General features: G+C 69.9%; 16 protein-coding genes. 9 read left to right on the plus strand and 7 right to left on the minus strand.

What is annotated here, in order from left to right:
- Nucleotides 1-538: 538 nt before the first annotated feature.
- Both E1292_RS44165 and ku read right to left on the minus strand, forming a co-directional pair.
- Complete coding sequence (locus E1292_RS44165; protein WP_132605673.1) at nt 539-853, minus strand: hypothetical protein; 315 nt, start codon at nt 851-853, stop codon at nt 539-541.
- Between the two features lie 899 nt (nt 854-1,752).
- Nucleotides 1,753-2,619: a non-homologous end joining protein Ku gene (gene ku, locus E1292_RS44170; RefSeq protein ID WP_132605675.1), complete on the minus strand. Its 867-nt coding sequence runs from the start codon at nt 2,617-2,619 to the stop codon at nt 1,753-1,755.
- Nucleotides 2,620-2,679: 60 nt separating this feature from the next.
- Here ku and ligD (E1292_RS44175) point away from each other — a divergent pair, with 60 nt between their 5' ends.
- The 5 genes from ligD (E1292_RS44175) to E1292_RS44195 all read left to right on the plus strand — a co-directional run bounded on the left by ligD (E1292_RS44175) (nt 2,680) and on the right by E1292_RS44195 (nt 5,785).
- The gene (gene ligD, locus E1292_RS44175; protein WP_246090770.1) at nt 2,680-3,594 is read left to right on the plus strand and encodes a non-homologous end-joining DNA ligase; all 915 of its coding nucleotides are present in this window, start codon (nt 2,680-2,682) and stop codon (nt 3,592-3,594) included.
- Nucleotides 3,591-4,463 (plus strand): non-homologous end-joining DNA ligase, encoded by an 873-nt coding sequence (gene ligD / locus E1292_RS44180; RefSeq protein ID WP_132605679.1) that lies wholly within the window; start codon nt 3,591-3,593, stop codon nt 4,461-4,463. The genes ligD (E1292_RS44175) and ligD (E1292_RS44180) overlap by 4 nt, the downstream gene beginning before the upstream one ends.
- A gap of 34 nt (nt 4,464-4,497) precedes the next feature.
- Nucleotides 4,498-4,710, plus strand: a complete 213-nt coding sequence (locus E1292_RS44185; protein WP_246090771.1) for a hypothetical protein — start codon at nt 4,498-4,500, stop codon at nt 4,708-4,710.
- 135 nt (nt 4,711-4,845) lie between these two features.
- On the plus strand, nt 4,846-5,466 hold the full coding sequence (locus E1292_RS44190; protein WP_165975053.1) for a TetR/AcrR family transcriptional regulator: 621 nt from the start codon (nt 4,846-4,848) through the stop codon (nt 5,464-5,466).
- Nucleotides 5,467-5,554: 88 nt separating this feature from the next.
- Entirely contained in the window at nt 5,555-5,785 is a 231-nt protein-coding gene (locus E1292_RS44195; protein ID WP_132605683.1) for a DUF3107 domain-containing protein, read from the plus strand.
- 416 nt (nt 5,786-6,201) lie between these two features.
- Here E1292_RS44195 and E1292_RS44205 read toward each other — a convergent pair whose 3' ends face one another.
- On the minus strand, nt 6,202-6,846 hold the full coding sequence (locus tag E1292_RS44205; protein WP_132605685.1) for a ferritin-like fold-containing protein: 645 nt from the start codon (nt 6,844-6,846) through the stop codon (nt 6,202-6,204).
- A 352-nt stretch (nt 6,847-7,198) separates the two neighbouring features.
- Between E1292_RS44205 and E1292_RS44210 the strand changes: the two genes are divergently transcribed.
- The 3 genes from E1292_RS44210 to E1292_RS44220 all read left to right on the plus strand — a co-directional run bounded on the left by E1292_RS44210 (nt 7,199) and on the right by E1292_RS44220 (nt 11,402).
- Nucleotides 7,199-9,229, plus strand: coding sequence for a DEAD/DEAH box helicase (locus E1292_RS44210; RefSeq protein WP_220447363.1), 2,031 nt, complete (start codon nt 7,199-7,201; stop codon nt 9,227-9,229).
- Between the two features lie 357 nt (nt 9,230-9,586).
- The gene (locus E1292_RS44215; RefSeq protein WP_132605689.1) at nt 9,587-10,477 is read left to right on the plus strand and encodes an alpha/beta fold hydrolase; all 891 of its coding nucleotides are present in this window, start codon (nt 9,587-9,589) and stop codon (nt 10,475-10,477) included.
- Between the two features lie 13 nt (nt 10,478-10,490).
- Nucleotides 10,491-11,402: an oxygenase MpaB family protein gene (locus tag E1292_RS44220; RefSeq protein ID WP_132605691.1), complete on the plus strand. Its 912-nt coding sequence runs from the start codon at nt 10,491-10,493 to the stop codon at nt 11,400-11,402.
- On the opposite strand, the gene E1292_RS44225 is transcribed toward E1292_RS44220, so the two are convergent.
- From E1292_RS44225 to E1292_RS44240, 4 genes are read right to left on the minus strand one after another with little or no spacing between them, the layout of a single operon-like run.
- Nucleotides 11,353-12,528, minus strand: coding sequence for an MFS transporter (locus E1292_RS44225; protein WP_132605692.1), 1,176 nt, complete (start codon nt 12,526-12,528; stop codon nt 11,353-11,355). The genes E1292_RS44220 and E1292_RS44225 overlap by 50 nt on opposite strands.
- 42 nt (nt 12,529-12,570) lie before the next feature.
- Nucleotides 12,571-13,476 (minus strand): RecB family exonuclease, encoded by a 906-nt coding sequence (locus tag E1292_RS44230; RefSeq protein WP_132605694.1) that lies wholly within the window; start codon nt 13,474-13,476, stop codon nt 12,571-12,573.
- A 51-nt stretch (nt 13,477-13,527) separates the two neighbouring features.
- Nucleotides 13,528-14,247: an MBL fold metallo-hydrolase gene (locus E1292_RS44235; protein WP_165975054.1), complete on the minus strand. Its 720-nt coding sequence runs from the start codon at nt 14,245-14,247 to the stop codon at nt 13,528-13,530.
- A 52-nt stretch (nt 14,248-14,299) separates the two neighbouring features.
- Complete coding sequence (locus tag E1292_RS44240; protein WP_165975055.1) at nt 14,300-14,926, minus strand: DUF6758 family protein; 627 nt, start codon at nt 14,924-14,926, stop codon at nt 14,300-14,302.
- 74 nt (nt 14,927-15,000) lie between these two features.
- Here E1292_RS44240 and E1292_RS44245 point away from each other — a divergent pair, with 74 nt between their 5' ends.
- Nucleotides 15,001-15,396, plus strand: coding sequence for an NUDIX hydrolase (locus tag E1292_RS44245; RefSeq protein WP_220447364.1), 396 nt, complete (start codon nt 15,001-15,003; stop codon nt 15,394-15,396).
- Nucleotides 15,397-15,484: the final 88 nt, after the last annotated feature.

Genomic DNA, 15,484 nt, shown 5'->3' on the forward strand with positions numbered 1-15,484 from the left:
AGCGGTCGTGGTCGCGCCCGCGGCGACCACGCCACCGGTCAGCGCCGTGCTGACGGCGAGGCCTGCGATAACACTTTTGAGCTTGGGCATTGCGTTTTCCCCCTAAAGGATCGATTGCCCCGTTCTCTGTGCTCCCGGATAACCAGCAGATGCCAGAATGCCGGGAAGCAGCACGGATTCCCCGCTAGCGGCTCATCCGCATCCTGCATCTAACCGGCACAATGTCCCTCTAACTGGAATTAGCAAGCCTTTCCCGACCACAGACATCCCCATGGCTATTACGCCACGCGTCATGAAATACAGCTCTTGCCTCACCCCACAAGAACGGCAGCGAGGGCCCCGCGGCGGATGCCGGCAGAGCCCTCACCATTGATTGCCGTAGAGACACGGATAAATGGAGCTCAGGACCGGTCCGTGCGAGAAATGCACGGACCGCCCCCGGGAGCCGAGATCTCACCCGGCCAATTTCCACTCACCCGCGAGCGGCGACCGTACGTGAAAGACGACTGCTCATTTCTGCGCCGTCCGGCGGGTCACCTTACTCTTCTTCAGGAGCAGGAGCAGGAGTGGCGGTGATGGTGATCGTCGGAGTCGGAGTCGGACGCGGGAACCGGTTGATGTTGCGGTTCCTGTTGTGGACCTTCACCCTCACATGCGTCCTGTGGTGGTGGTGACGGCGCCATCCGCAGCGCCACCAGCCATGGCAGCCACCCGCGACCACGGATGTGCCGGTGTTGACCTGGGTGGCGGCACCAGCGGCGGACGAGGTCGTCGCCGCACCAACGGCGACCGCACCGCCGGTCAGGGCCGTGCTGATGGCGAGGCCTGCGATAGCACTCTTGAGCTTGGGCATTGCGTTTTCCCCCTAAAGGATCGATTGCCCCGTTCTCGCGTTTCCCGATAAACAGAAAACAGTCTTGGACGGCTGCTGAAGAGTCATCCACGGAATGTCATTTCCGCCACGAAGGGAGACAAACAGCTATCGCCCCATTTTGCTAGGCATTAACAATGTTATTGCTTCTATTAAACATTTATCCAATGAAATGCTATGAATTATCCGGTTTGTCCGATTCAGTAGTGGATCACGGCGGCGGCGGCATTCCGACGTGCGCGCCGCGCCGGCACACAGCCAGGCAAGGGCACTGGTCCAGGGGAAGTGCCCCGTGAAGGTCTCAGACGGGGGTGTACCTGGCGGGCCCGCACCGGCGCGGCGTCCGGCATAGCCGACCGGCATGTGCCGCCGACGTAGAGCGCCCCATCCGCTACGCCCGCGTCGAGGCGGACCGCCGACCGAGGCAGCTTCGATGTCGAGGCGGACCGCCAGATCGGGTCAGTCCCGATGTCACAGCAGACCGCCAGATTGAGACGGTCCCGATGTCGTGGCGGCCTCTGCGTCGACGCGGCCTGCTGGGTCGAGGGCATCTCTACGCCGAGACGCATCCCGGGCCTCAGGGCGAATCCTCCGACGTCACAGCGGGCTTCCCGCCGGGCGGACCCCAGTGTCGAAGAAAAGCCGGCGCGCGGACACATCCCCACGTCGAAGCAGTCCATCTCAAAGCAGGCAGATGCATCCCCGTGTTGAAGCAGGCCCCCCATCAAAGCGGGGCAGTGACGCATCCCTACTCGAAGCAGGGCACATCTCCAGGCGGAGAGACGCATCCCTACGCCGATACGGACCCCGGCCTCGACGCGCGAGATCCCGACGTCGAAGCAGGCTCCTACGTCCGGGCGGCCCCGGGCCTGGGTGCGGCGCTACGCGGACTTGCGGGTCTTGCGCTTGGGAGCGGCCTTGTCCTCGTCCTTCGACTTGCCGCCCGCCTTCTTCTGCTTGGCCGGTTCGCCTTCCCGTTCCTTCTTGGCCGCCTCGACGCTCGCCCTCAGCGCGGCCATGAGGTCCACCGCGGGTCCGGCTTCTTCCTCCTCGCGGGCGGCGACGACCTCCTTGCCGGCCACCTTCGCCTCGATGACCTGCTGCAGGGCCTCGCGGTACGTGTCGTGGTACTCGCTCGGGTCGAAGTCGGACTCCATGGTGGTGATCAGCGACTCGGCCATCTTGAGTTCCTGCGCGCGTACCTCGATGTCCTCTTCCAGGAAGGGGAAGTCGGGTGTGCGGATCTCGTCGGGCCAGAGCATCGTCTCCAGCACGAAGATGCCGTCCCTGACCCTCAGCGTGGCCAGCGACTCCCGCTGGCGCAGTGCCACTTTGACCACCGCCACCTGGCCGGAGCTCTCCAGGGCGTTGCGCAGCAGCACGTACGGCTTCGCCCCCTGCGCGTCGGGCTCCAGGTAGTACGACTTGGCGAAGTAGATGGGGTCGATCTGGTCCGCGGGCGCGAACTGGAGCACGTCGATCCGGCGTGAGCTGCTGAGCGGCAGGTCCTCGAAGTCCTCGTCGGTCAGCACGACCACCTCGCCGGTGGCCAGCTCGTAGCCCTTGGCGATGTCGGAGTAGGGGACTTCTTCGCCGTCGACCGTGCACACGCGCTTGTACCGGATCCGCCCGCCGTCCTCGCGGTGCACCTGGTGGAACGTCACGTCCTTCTGCTCGGTCGCCGAGTAGAGCTTGACCGGGATGGTGACCAGCCCGAAGGAGATCGCACCTTTCCAGATGCTGCGCATACGCAACTCCTCAGCACTCAACGGCCCACCGATGGGCACATACCCGTCATGGGGCAACCAATGCCATACCCGGTCGAACCGATGCTGGCCGTACCCGGAGAACTACCCCTCGATCGCGACATGTACGGGCTTGAGGTCAAGTGGGATGGCATCCGGGCTCTCGCCCACATCGAGGACGGTGTGCGGGTGACGGGGCGGCATGGGGTCGAGTACACGCGGCGGTATCCGGAGATCTCGGAGTTCATGTCGAGGTTCGGGGTCAAGCACGCGATCATTGACGGCGAGGTCGTGGCGCTGGATCCGAAGGGCAGGCCCAGCTTCATCAGGCTGCAGCACCGGATGCACCTGACCGATCCCGAGCCGGCCATGCTGAAACGGTATCCCGTCACGTACATGCCGTTCGACCTGCTCTATCTCGACGGCATGCCCCTGTTCGACCTGCCCTACAGCGACCGCAGGGCACTCCTCGACGAGCTGGACGTCGGCGCGCCCCCGTACTTCCCCGGCGACTCCGACCTGCTGTCGGCCACGTACGAGCAGGGTCTGGAGGGCGTGGTCGCCAAGCGGCTGGACACGCCCTACCGGCCGGGCACGCGCTCACCGTGGTGGGTCAAGGTGAAGAACCTGAGCACCAGGGAGGTCGTGATCGGCGGCTGGAAGCCGGGCAAGGGCCGCCGGTCCGGCGGGATCGGGTCGCTGGTCATGGGGGTGTTCACCGACGCCGGCCTGACGTACGTGGGGCACGTCGGCACGGGGTTCACGGACGCCGTACTGGACGATCTGCACGAGACGCTGCGCCCGCTGGAGGTCGCGCGCAGCCCGTTCTGCAACGAGGTTCCGTGGCGGAACCGGTGGGTTAGGCCTGATCTCGTCGGGGAGGTGGCTTACACGATGTGGACCGACGAGCAGCGGCTGCGGCACCCCGTGTGGCGCGGGCTGCGCCCCGACAAGCTCCCCTCGGAGGTGACGCCATGAAGGTGCCGGTCAAGGTCGACGGGCGCGAGCTGGCGCTGAGCAACCTGGACAAGGTGCTCTATCCCGACTACGGCTTCACCAAGGCCGAGATCATCGACTACTACAGCCGCATCGCCCCCGTCCTGCTGCCGCATCTCGCGGGCAGGCCCCTGACCGTCAAGCGGTTCCCGAACGGCGTCACCGGCCAGTCCTTCTTCGAGAAGAACGCCCCGGACCACACCCCTGACTGGGTCAGGCGGGTCAACCTGCCCGCGCCCGGCAGCACCAAGAACCGCGAGAGCATCGACTTCGCCGTCGTCGAGGACCTGCCCACGCTCGTCTACTACGCCAACCTGGCCGCGCTCGAACTGCACGTGCCCCAGTGGCGCGTCGACGACGACGGCGAGGCGCTGCCGCCCGACACGCTCGTGTTCGACCTCGACCCCGGCCCGCCCGCCACGATCGTCGAGTGCTGCCGGGTGGCGCTCATGCTCCGCGAGGTGCTCAAGGGCGAAGGGCTCGTCGCGGTGCCGAAGACCAGCGGCAACAAGGGCATGCAGCTGTACGCCGACTGGGACTGCCGCGAGGAGCCCTCCGCCTTCGCCAAACGGCTGGCACAGCTCCTGGAGAAGGAACGTCCCCAGGAGGTCGTCAGCGTGATGGCGAAGAAGGCCAGGCCGGGCAAGGTGTTCATCGACTGGAGCCAGAACAACCCGGCCAAGACGACCGTGGCGCCCTACTCGCTGCGGGCCAGGGAGCAGCCGACGGTCTCGACACCCCTGTCGTGGAAGGAGGTCGAGGACTGCGAGCGCCCCGAGGAACTGGTGTTCACGGCGCCGGACGTACTCGCCAGAGTGGAGAAACGCGGCGACCTTTTCAGCCGGGCGTAGTCTGGACGCGTCCACACCAAGAGGGGGGACCGACATGTCAGAGATGGACATACGCGGGGACGCGAGCGCCTACGAAGAGGAAGAGGAGCGCTTCTCGATCGAGACGCCCGAGGCCGACGCGGCCGAGCAGCAACGCGAGATCCGCCCCGTCGGCAGGCTGCGCAGCGAGCTGCCGCTCGACGTCGATCCCGCCGACGCGGCCGACCAGGACCGCGTGGTGGAGCTCGACGATGACGACTACCGCTGAGCCGGTGTCGCTGAGCCCGCTCCACGGCGATGACCCGTGCGAAGGCGGTTCGTCGGTGCCCGTTGTCACTGAGGGCTCGCTGACGCGCCCGTAGGATGTCCGCACTGCCCCGCTGAGAAACCTATGGAGACCCGCGTGACCGCAACCCCGGACGCGAAGCCCCGGGGCACCCGGCTGCCCCGACTCGCCCGACGCCGGCAGCTGCTGAGCGCCGCGCAGGAAGTGTTCGTCGAGAACGGCTACCACGCGGCCGCCATGGACGAGATCGCCGACCGGGCAGGCGTCAGCAAGCCGGTGCTCTACCAGCACTTCCCCGGCAAGCTCGAGCTCTATCTGGCGCTGCTCGACCTCCACGTCGACGACATGGTCAACCGCTGCCGCGAGGCGCTGGCCTCCACCCAGGAGAACAAACTGCGCGTGCAGGCCACGTTCAGCGCGTTCTTCGACTTCGTCTCCACCCAGGGCGAGGCGTTCCGCCTGGTCTTCGAGTCCGATCTGCGCAACGTCGCGCCGGTGCGGCAGCGGGTGGAGCGGTCGCTGCGCGAGTGCGCCGAGATGGTCAGCGCGGTCATCCAGGAGGACACCGGGTGCACCAGCGACGAGGCTCACCTGCTCGGCGTCGGCCTGGTCGGCATGGCGGAGGTGAGTGCCCGCTACTGGGTCACCACGCAGGGCTCGATCCCCAAGGACGCGGCCGAGCAGCTCATGGCTCGGCTCGCCTGGCGCGGCATCAGCGGTTTTCCGCGTACGGCATAACCCGTTCGCTGGGCGCGATCGGCTGCGGTTTTCGCCGGAACGAGCGGTCACCATGGGGTGAGCCAGCCCCGTCGACTAGGGAGCCAGGATGGAAATAAAGATCGGCGTGCGTTCCGTGCACCGCGAGCTCGTTGTCGAGACCGACCTCACCGCAGAGCAGGTGGAGGAGGAGATCAGAAACGCGCTGTCGGTCGAGCGCGGTGTGTTCGCCCTGACCGACATCAAGGGCAGGCGCATCATCGTGCCGATCGCCTCACTCGGGTTCATCGAGATCGGTGAGGACGAGTCGCGGCCGGTCGGGTTCGGCGGCACGCTCTAGAGACTTGCGAGCGGGGTGCGGCGCACGCGCCGTGCCCCGCCTTCCCTCACAGGCGTGCGCCGGCTTCCGTCGTGCTCTTCGGGGCCGCACCGGTCCCGTCGTTGCCTCACGGGCCCGCATCGGCTCCCGTCGTGCTCTCACGGGGCCGCACCGGTTCCTTCCTGGCCTGGCTCTCGGCTCAGCCGTGCGGCTTGCCGATCAGGCAACCCCGGTGCCTGCGCGGCCGGGGCACGGCATCTCGCCTGGGCTCCGCGGCCGGGCAGGCCGCGCTCTGTCTCCGCAGCACCGCCCGCGGTGTCCAGCGGGCCGGCTCACATCTCGTCAAGATACTGCCGTAGCGGCGCGAGGCCCTCATGTCTGGCACGGTACAACCGTTGCGTGCCCGCGCGCCGCCCGATGCCGACAACGCGCCTGCCTCAGATGCCCATGGCCGCCATACGTTTGTTGTGCGCCTCGGTCAACATCGCGAAAAGTCGGGATATGTCCGTGTGCCCCTCGCCGGCCGACTCCATCAGCAGCAGCGCCAGCTCCGGTCTGGCCGAGGCCACCTGCTGACCCTGGCTGAGCGCCTCGCCGACGAGCCGCCGCGCCCACAGCGCCAGCCGCCCGCTCGCCGCCGGGTCGGCCTGGATGCCCGCCCGCACCCCTTCGACCGCGAACTTCGACCGGCCCTCGTCCACGAGCACCTCGTCGACCAGCTTGGCGATCGACGGGTCGAGGTGCCTGGCCGCCTCCCGGTAGAAGTCGAGCGCGATGCCGTCTCCCACGTACGTCTTGACCAGCGCCTGCAGCCAGTCGGCCGGCCTGGTCTGCGCGTGCCAGGCGTCCAGCGCCGCGACGAACGGCGCCATCGCCTCGGCGGGATCGGCGCCCAGCTCGGCCAGCCGGTCGCGCAACAGGCGGAAGTGGGCGAATTCGGTGACGGCGAGCTCGCTGAGCGCCGCCCGGTCGGCGAGAGAGGGCGCCAGAGACGCGGCGTCCTCGGTCATCCGCGCGTGGGCGCTCAACTCCGCGTAGGCCAGCACACCGAGCAGATCGACGACTCCAGGAGACTCCTTCATGGAAGGCAGCGTACTTGGGGGAATCTTCGGGAACATACGCAAGCTCGGTCAGCGTTGTGGTATCGAGTACACTGCTCTGTGAAAGTGCGACCGCACTGTGTAAATTCGGGGGGTTCCCCCCGATTGACCCCCGTTCCCCGGGTGCGCGGTCGCTGATGACGCGAGAGGGCTGGCTCTACCGCGCGGACCCACGACACGGGGGCTGTTTTCCGCCCGTCGGTCCCGGCAGGCCCGCCTTCATTTGAGACTGAGGCAGGCCACGCTGACGACTTTCCGAGACCTCGGAGTCACACCAGAGATCGCCGATGCCCTCGAGACCGAGGGCATCGTCGCACCGTTTCCCATCCAGGAAATGGCACTCCCGCTCGCGCTGAGCGGCCAGGACCTCATCGGTCAGGCACGCACGGGCACGGGAAAGACCTACGCGTTCGGCATCGCCATGCTCCAGGGCATCGGCAAGCCGCGCAAAAACCGCAAGAAGCCACGCGGGCTGGTCGTCGTACCGACCCGCGAGCTGGCCGTCCAGGTCAGCGAAGACCTCGTCACCGCCGCGGGCAAGCTCGGGTCCCGGGTCCTGACCGTTTACGGCGGGCGAGCGTACGAGCCGCAGATCGAGGCGCTCAAGGCCGGGGTCGACGTCATCGTCGGCACCCCCGGCCGCCTGCTCGACCTGGTCAAGCAGAAGCATCTCGACCTGAGCCAGGTCACCACCCTCGTGCTCGACGAGGCCGACCGGATGCTCGACCTAGGCTTCCTGCCCGACATCGAACGGATCTTCAAGCTGATCCCGGCGCAGCGGCAGACGATGCTGTTCTCGGCCACCATGCCGGGCGAGATCGTCGCGCTGTCGCGCAAATACCTCAACCGCCCGACACACGTACGCGCCGAGCTCGAAAGCGGCGAGGGCGAGACCACGCCACTGACCCGCCAGCTCGTGTGGCGCGTCCACCGCATGGACAAGATCGAGATCCTCGGCCGGCTGCTGCAGGCCGAGGGCCGCGGGCTCACCATGGTCTTCTGCGAGACCAAGCGAGCCTGCGACATGGTCGCCGAGCAGCTCGACACCCGTGGCTTCGCGGTCGCGGCCGTGCACGGCGACCTCGGTCAGGGCCAGCGCGAGCAGGCGCTGCGGGCGTTCCGCAACGGCAAGATCGACGTGCTGGTGGCCACCGACGTGGCCGCCCGCGGCATCGACATCGACGACGTCACCCACGTGGTCAACTACGACTGCCCCACCGACGACAAGACCTACGTGCACCGCATCGGCCGCACCGGCCGGGCCGGGCGCACGGGCATCTCGGTCACGTTCGTGGAGTGGGAGGAGCTGACCCGCTGGAAGATGATCAACCAGATGCTCGGGCTCGACTTCGCCGAACCCGAGGAGAGCTACTCCACCTCGCCGCACGTCTACACCGAGCTCAACATCCCCGAGGGCACCAAGGGCGTCCTCCCGCACGCGAGCCGCTCGCGCGCGGGGCTGTCCGCGGAGCGCATCGAGGACCTCGGCGAGACCGGCAGGATCCGCGGGCGCGGCGGTCGCCGCCGCGACGAGCGCGAGGAGCGCCCCGCCCGCACGCCGCGCCAGCGCCGCCGCACCCGCGGCGGCAGGGAGCTGGCGGAGCCCGCACCCGCCGAGACGCCGGAGGTCGAGCCCGTGAAGACCAAGACGGAGGAGACTCCCGCCATCTTCTCGCCGGACGAGATCCAGGCCGCCGAGCCGAAGCGCAGCCGCACCCGCAGGGGGGCGGCGTCCACGGCGATCGAGCAGGCGCTGGCCGAGGCTCCGGAGGCGCCGGCGAAGCCCACCCGCTCGCGCCGGCACGCCAAGCCCAAGGCCGACGCGCAGATCGACGCCGAGCCCGGAACCGGCACCGGGACCGACATGGGGACCGGCACCGGCACCGGGACAGGCACAGGCACAGGGACCGGGACAGGCACTGGGACCGGGACAGGCACTGGGACCGGCGCAGGGACCGGCAGCGGGCCCGGCACCGGGACCGGGACCGGGACCGGCTCGAAGCGCCACACCGGCGCGGAGCCCGCACCGGTCGTTCCCGCGGCCGGCCCTCCGGCCGCGCCCACCTCCGCGCCCACCTCCGGGCCCACCTCCGCGCCCGTCTCCGTGCCCACCTCCGGGCCTGAGCCGGTGACGCCGGTCGCAACCGGGCCCGAGCCGAGCTTCCTGTCGACGCCGCCGCCACCGGTGCGCGGGGAGCCCGACCGCATCATCCCGCCGAGCCCGTTCGCGGTGATCTTCCAGTCACCCGATCTGGCCACGGACGACGACGACATCGCCCCGTCCGCGGCGACCGAGCGCAAGCAGCAGCGGCGCCAGTCCCGTGGCGGCAGCGGTGGTGGCGGCAACCGCCGCCGCGCCGGCTGAGAAGGCGAGCGATGAGGCGCGCACCCCGAGCGGGTGCGCGCCTTTCGTATGCCGGAGCGCCGTAAGGGCTCCTCACGCGGCGCCACGGCGCACCGGCCCGGATACCCCGCCCGCCCACGCGGGCGACCCCACGAGGCGCTCAGCGCCCGCCACAGGGGTCTGGGAGCGTACCAGTGGGCTCGCTGTCGCGCGCCGCGGCGGAAGCCCGGGCCGTCGGGCGCGCCGCGCTCGCCTCCTCAGGACGACGACGTGCACCGGTTTCCCGCAGCGCGCCCAGCTCGTATCTCCCGAGAACTGGCACCGGCGTCCTGGCCATGCCGGTGTCGAGGCGCTGACCTCTGGGTATTGTTGCCCCACGTGAGTACGCCGCGATTCCTCGACCTGCCGCCTGGTGTCGCGCCACAGAAGATCGAAACGCCACTGGGCACGTTCGCGGTCCTGGAGGCGGTTCCGGTCAGTGGTGTGATCGAGCGCTGGCCCGCGCTCCTGGTCCCCGGCCTGACGGGCAGCAAGGAGGACTTCCTCGCGGTCCTGATGACGCTGGCCCAGTCGGGCCGCCGGGTGGTGGTCGTCGACCTGCGCGGTCAGTACGAAACGCCCGGCCCGGACGACCCGAGGGCCTACACGTGCGCGGCGCTCGGCTCCGACGTCGACACGCTCGCCCAGGTCGTCGGCGGCGGCGAGCCCGTGCACCTGGTGGGCCACTCCTTCGGCGGGCTGGTGGCCAGGGAGGCGGTGATCGACGGGGTGACGAAGTTCGCGTCGTTCACGCTGATGAGCTCGGGTCCCGGCCCCATCGAGGGCCGGCGGGCGCGCAACGCAAGGAAGATCGCCGAAGAGGTGCCGGCGCTGGGCCTGGAGCGCCTGTGGCATCACAGGTTCGAGCCTGAGGCGCTGGCCGCCGACGTGTCCGACGACATCAGGGAGTTCCTGCACAAGCGCCTGATCAGCAACTCGCCGACCGGCCTGGCACGGATGGCCGAGCAGGTGCTGGCCGTGCGCGACCGCACCGACGAGCTGCGCCAGATCGAGGTGCCCACGCTCGTCCTGTACGGCGAGCACGACGACGGATGGCCGCCTGAGGCGCAGTCGGACATGGCGGCCAGGCTCGGAGCCGACTCCGTGGTCGTGCCGGGCGCGGTGCACTCCCCCGCGGTGGAGGCGCCGGAGACGACGGCGGCGGCGCTGGTGAGGTTCTGGAACGCGGCCGAGAAACATTACTTGGACACAAGGTCCACTGCCATGTAATTCTGCGTCCACCATGAGGGGCATCGAAGACATCGTCGTCCAGCCGCCGCAGAGCGCGACCTGGCAGGTGCATCTCGACCGCTCGATGTGGGTCGGCGGCGTACGCGGGCTCATGTTGCAGGCGCTGCACCCGCTGGCGATGCGCGGCGTCTGGCAGAACTCCACCTTCCAGGACGATCCCATCGGCCGCCTGCGCCGTACCGCCGACTTCGTGGGCCGGGTGACGTTCGGCAGCCCGGAGGAGGCCGACGAGATCGGCAGGCGGGTGCGCGGCATCCACCGGTTTCTGCGCGTCCTCGATCCCGACACCGGCAGGTCGCACCGGGTCGACGACCCGGAGCTGCTGCTCTGGGTGCACTGCGCTGAGGTCTCGTCGTACCTCGAGGTGGCCAGGCGCGGCGGGCTCGGGCTGACCGAGCGGCAGGCCGACCGCTACCTGCGCGAACAGCGCAAGAGCGCCACGTACGTCGGCCTGCACCTCGACGACGTGCCCGGCTCGTGCGCGGAGATGGACGCCTACTTCAAGCAGATGCGTCCCAGCCTGCGCGTGACGGAGGAGGCGGCTTCGACCGTGCGCTTCCTGATGTGGCCGCGGCTGCCGCGCGAGCTCAGGCTGCTGTCCCCCGGCAAACCCGGCTATTTCCCGTTCGGCGCGCTCTGTTACTTCACGCTGCCCGACTGGGCCAGGCGCATGTACGGCGCGCTGCCCGAGGTGCCGGCGGCGGCCGTGACGGCCGGGCTCCTGGCGTTCAGGCTGGCCATGAACGCGCTGCCCGAGCCCGTGCACGACCGTGCGTTCATGCCGGCCACGCGGCGGATGTTGCGGGCTTCCAGGGAGCGGCTCGGCGCCGCGGGCTACGACGTGAGCAAGGGGCTCAAGGGGCTGACCGATCCTCGCCGCTGGCCGAAGTCCCCGGCCGCCTGACGGGCGCGAGCACGCCCGCGACCAGCACCGCGGCTGACACGCCTGCCATGGCCCAGCCGCCCGTGTCCATGCTCGTCCCGTCGAACAGCACGCCGAGCAGCGCGGACGCGGTCGCCGCACCCACATAGCGGGACGCCTGGAAGAAGCCCACCGCACTGCCCGTGTCGCGCCCGCCCGCGTGCACGAAGACCAGCGAGTTGAGCCCGAACTGGCTGAACGCCGACGCCACGCCCAGCAGCGCCGCGACCACCGGCACCAGCATGACGGGGCCGACCGCGAGCATCGCGCAGGATCCCGCCACCAGCAGCGCGCCGCTCACCATCAGCACGGCCCGCATCCCGAGCCGGGCCGCCAGCGTCACCGCGACGGGCGTCGCGACGATCGCCAGCACGGACAGCGGCAGCACGAGCAGCCCCGCGACGTGCGCGGGCACGCCGCCCACGCGCTGCGCCCAGAGCGGCAGCGCGAGGAACGCCAGGTAGAAGACCACGTTGACGAGCGCGTACTGGCCGTAGGTGGCCAGCAGCCGCGGGTTCTGGCGCGGCAGCAGGGCCCGCCGGGCGCCGTCCACGCGCACCTTGGGCAGCCACCGCAGGGCGGCGGCGAACGCGACCGCCGCGAGCGGCACGTTGACCAGGAAGATCGCCCGCCATCCCCACAAGGAGATCAGGAACCCGCCGAGCACGGGTCCTGTGGCGGCGCTGGCGGTGAGCACCATCGAGATCATCGCGATGACGCGGGGCGGCGGCCTGCCGTCGGCGTCGGCCATGGCCGCCTGCACGATCACCATCCCCGCGGGCATGGTGGCGCAGCTGCCGAACGCCTGCAGGAGCCGCACCAGCACCAGGGCCGGGTAGGTGGGCGCGAGCGCGGCCAGCACGCCGGTGACCGCCATCGTCACCAGCCCGGCGCAGAACACCAGTCTCGGCCCGAACCGGTCGGCCAGCGTTCCCATCAGCGGCGGCACCATGATGCCGATGAAGTAGAACCCCCCGGCCAGCCAGGTGACGGCGGCGATGCCGACGTCGAACTCGGCCTCGATGCCGGCCAGGGCGACCGCGATCATCGACGAGTTCAGCGGGTTGAACAGCGAGCCCAGCGCCACCGCGACCGGTAAGCGCTCCACGCCCTTCACGGTCCGGTCCTCGCCGCCAGGGGGTGAGCCCGGCTAGTCGGCAAGCCCGTCCCAGGGGCGGCGCTCCGGCCCGGCGGCCTGCCCTTCGGCGCAGTGGCGGCGGAAGTCGCACCAGGAGCAGATGAGGCCAGGGGTGGGCGCGAACAGCTCGTCGACCTCCGCCGGCACGTCGGCGGGCCCGACGGCCGGCCGCTCGCCCGGCGGGGCCGCGGGTTTGCGCGCGGGCGCCGCCACGAGCTCGCGGTAACGTTCGTCGGCGTCGGCGGCCTCGGTCGCGACCTCCTCCGCGCGCCGCAGGTGGCGGGTGAGCGACTCGTCGGTGTGCCGCCACTGGACGATCTCGCCGGTCGGCAGGTGGTGGAGCTCGACCGTGCGGCAGGGCGTACGCATCATCGTGGAGGCGGCGATGGCGTAGGCGGCCAGGGCGAGCGACGAACGGGCGTCGTCCTGGGTGAGCGGGCGGCGGCCGGTCTTGTAGTCGACCACGACCAGTTCGTCGCCGCGCCGGTCGAGCCGGTCGATGCGGCCGGACAGGGCGACGACCTTGGTGCGGGTGGCGACCGTGCGCTCGACGCCGACCGGGTCGTCAGCAGGATCTAAAGTCGCGACATATCCGGACACGAGGTCGCGAGCGCGGCCCAGCCACCGGCCCGACTGCTCGGCGTCCTTGAACCCCTCGGTGATCCACCCGTTAGTGAGCAGGATGGCCGCCGTCAGCGGGGTCCTGCGTTCGTACGGCTCCCGCCACCAGCCCGCCAGCGCGTTGTGCACGCTCGCCCCGACGCTGTTGTGCGCCCAGGCGGGGCCCTTCGACGGCTGCGGCCGGTCGAGATAGGTGAACCGGTAGCGGCGGCGGCAGTCGAGCCAGGCGTTCAGCCGCGACGGCGTGCAGGAGTAGAGCCGCCGCGGCATCCCCTCCAGCGGAAGCTGCGTGTTCATCCGCCCTCGCCCCGCGAGGCTGGACGGGACCCGCCCACCCTGCTCATGGCCTCACTCGTCGCCGAGGCGGATGCCGGAGATCTTGGTGCCGTCGGTGAGCGGGCCGTCGTCGTCGGACGCCCCGGGCTCGGTGTCGACCCGCGTCAGCGACCCGGACACCCAGTCGTCGAAGTGCGGTTCCAGGTCGCCGACCGTGACCTCGTCGCCGTGGACGGCCAGCACCCGCGTGTCGCCGGGCAGCGTGAACAGCCGCCCGCCGATCGAGGTCAGCTGGTCGGCCAGGGCGGGATATTCGCCGCCCAGCTTGCCGGGACCGTCGGCCTGCAGGGCCTTGCCGGTGAACACGGCGCCGAGCCCCTCGCAGTAGAGCGACACGCCGCCGGGCGTGACGCCGGGGGTCTCCATGACGTCGAGCTGGACGTCGGCCACCTCGAAGACGCCGTCGTCCTCCATGTCGATGTCGGGCCAGGTCTCCGACCAGGTCTCCCGCCACAGCGGCTTGTCCTTGGGATGCAGGGCGACCACGGCCTCGTCTCTGCTGGCCACCTCGATGGAGGCGCCGACGTGGTCGGGCAGGCCCGAAGTGCAGATGACGGCCAGCACCTCCCGCTCGCCCACCTGCTCAAGGATCTTGTCGGCGTCACGCGCCGCGTCGATGACGATGACTTCGTCGTCGTCACCCACGATCCAGGTGTTGTTCTCGACCTTGTGCTCGGTGCCGTCGATGTCGACGACGCCCTCGGTCACCACTCGCTCGATACGCGCTGTCACGCCTCCGAACTCTAGCCCGTCTACAGGGGAGCGCGAATCGCCGTCGCCGGTCCTATTCCTCGAGCCGGGGAGAGAACGCACCGAAAGGGACATCCAGGTCGTGATCCCGCGCGTCGATCAGCGACAGCTCGGTCAACGCGATGAGGCAGCCGGCGTCGGCCGGCCAGGCGATCGTCCACAACCAGTTGCCGAGCGCCTCGCCGGCGTAGACGGCCCGGTCGGCCTGTCCGTTCACGCACCACATGGCGGTGGGATGGCCGAGCACCTGGATCTTGGCGTTCGGCGGGCCGGCGTCGAACCCCGAGCCCGGGTCGGGGCCGTCGAGCCCGGCGAACGCCGCGCCCAACCCGATGCCCGGCTCCTCCGCGATCATGAGCAGGTCGGCGGGCCCTTCCACGAGCGACGGCCCGCTCAACGCGACCACGCTGGCGCGGCCGCCGGTGCGCTGGTCGCCCACCTCGCCGAAACCGGTCACCAGCCAGCCGGCCGGCAACGGCCATGGCAGCCATACGGGAACCACGGAGCTCTTGTGGATCGCCTCCAGCGCCGTGCTGGTCGGCGGCCATGGAGGCTGATAGGGCAGGACATCCCCGTGCGTGTCGCATCGATACGCACTCGACCAGGCGCTCGGCTCGTGAAGCCGGCCAAAACACCGTGGGCAGGTTGCAGCCGCTCTCACAGCTATCCACGGTGCTTCCTTTTGCGGCGTTGCGTCAAGGGCGGTTCTCGTTATCTCGTCGTAATCTTGGTCATGTGCGCGTAAATTGTATCGGGGCGATAATTTTGGACCCCTTTGACCGAATCCTCCTTGTGCAGCGGGGGCATCCGCCCGGCATGGGCCTGTGGTCCATACCCGGCGGCAGGCTGGAGCCCGGCGAGACCGACGCAGCGGGCCTGCGGCGCGAGGTCCTGGAGGAGACAGGGCTGCACGTGGAGGTGGGCCGCCTGGCCGGCACGGTGGAGCGCCCAGGACCCGGCGGGGTCACGTACGTGATCCGCGACTATCTCGCGACCGTCACCGGCGGGACCCCCGCGGCCGGCGACGACGCCGCGGACGTGCGGTGGTGCGCCATGGACGAGGTGGCCCGGCTGCCGCTCACCGAAGGACTGCTCGACTCGCTGGCAGGCTGGGGCGTGCTGCCCCGCTAGGCGAAGCGCCTGCCGGGGCCCGCCGAGCGATGGGGGTTCGCGGCGCCGCCCGCCCGGCCCCGGTAACCCGCGGCGACGCCCGCCCCCC

Source organism: Nonomuraea deserti (assembly GCF_004348685.1).
In the GTDB taxonomy this organism is placed as follows: domain Bacteria; phylum Actinomycetota; class Actinomycetes; order Streptosporangiales; family Streptosporangiaceae; genus Nonomuraea; species Nonomuraea deserti.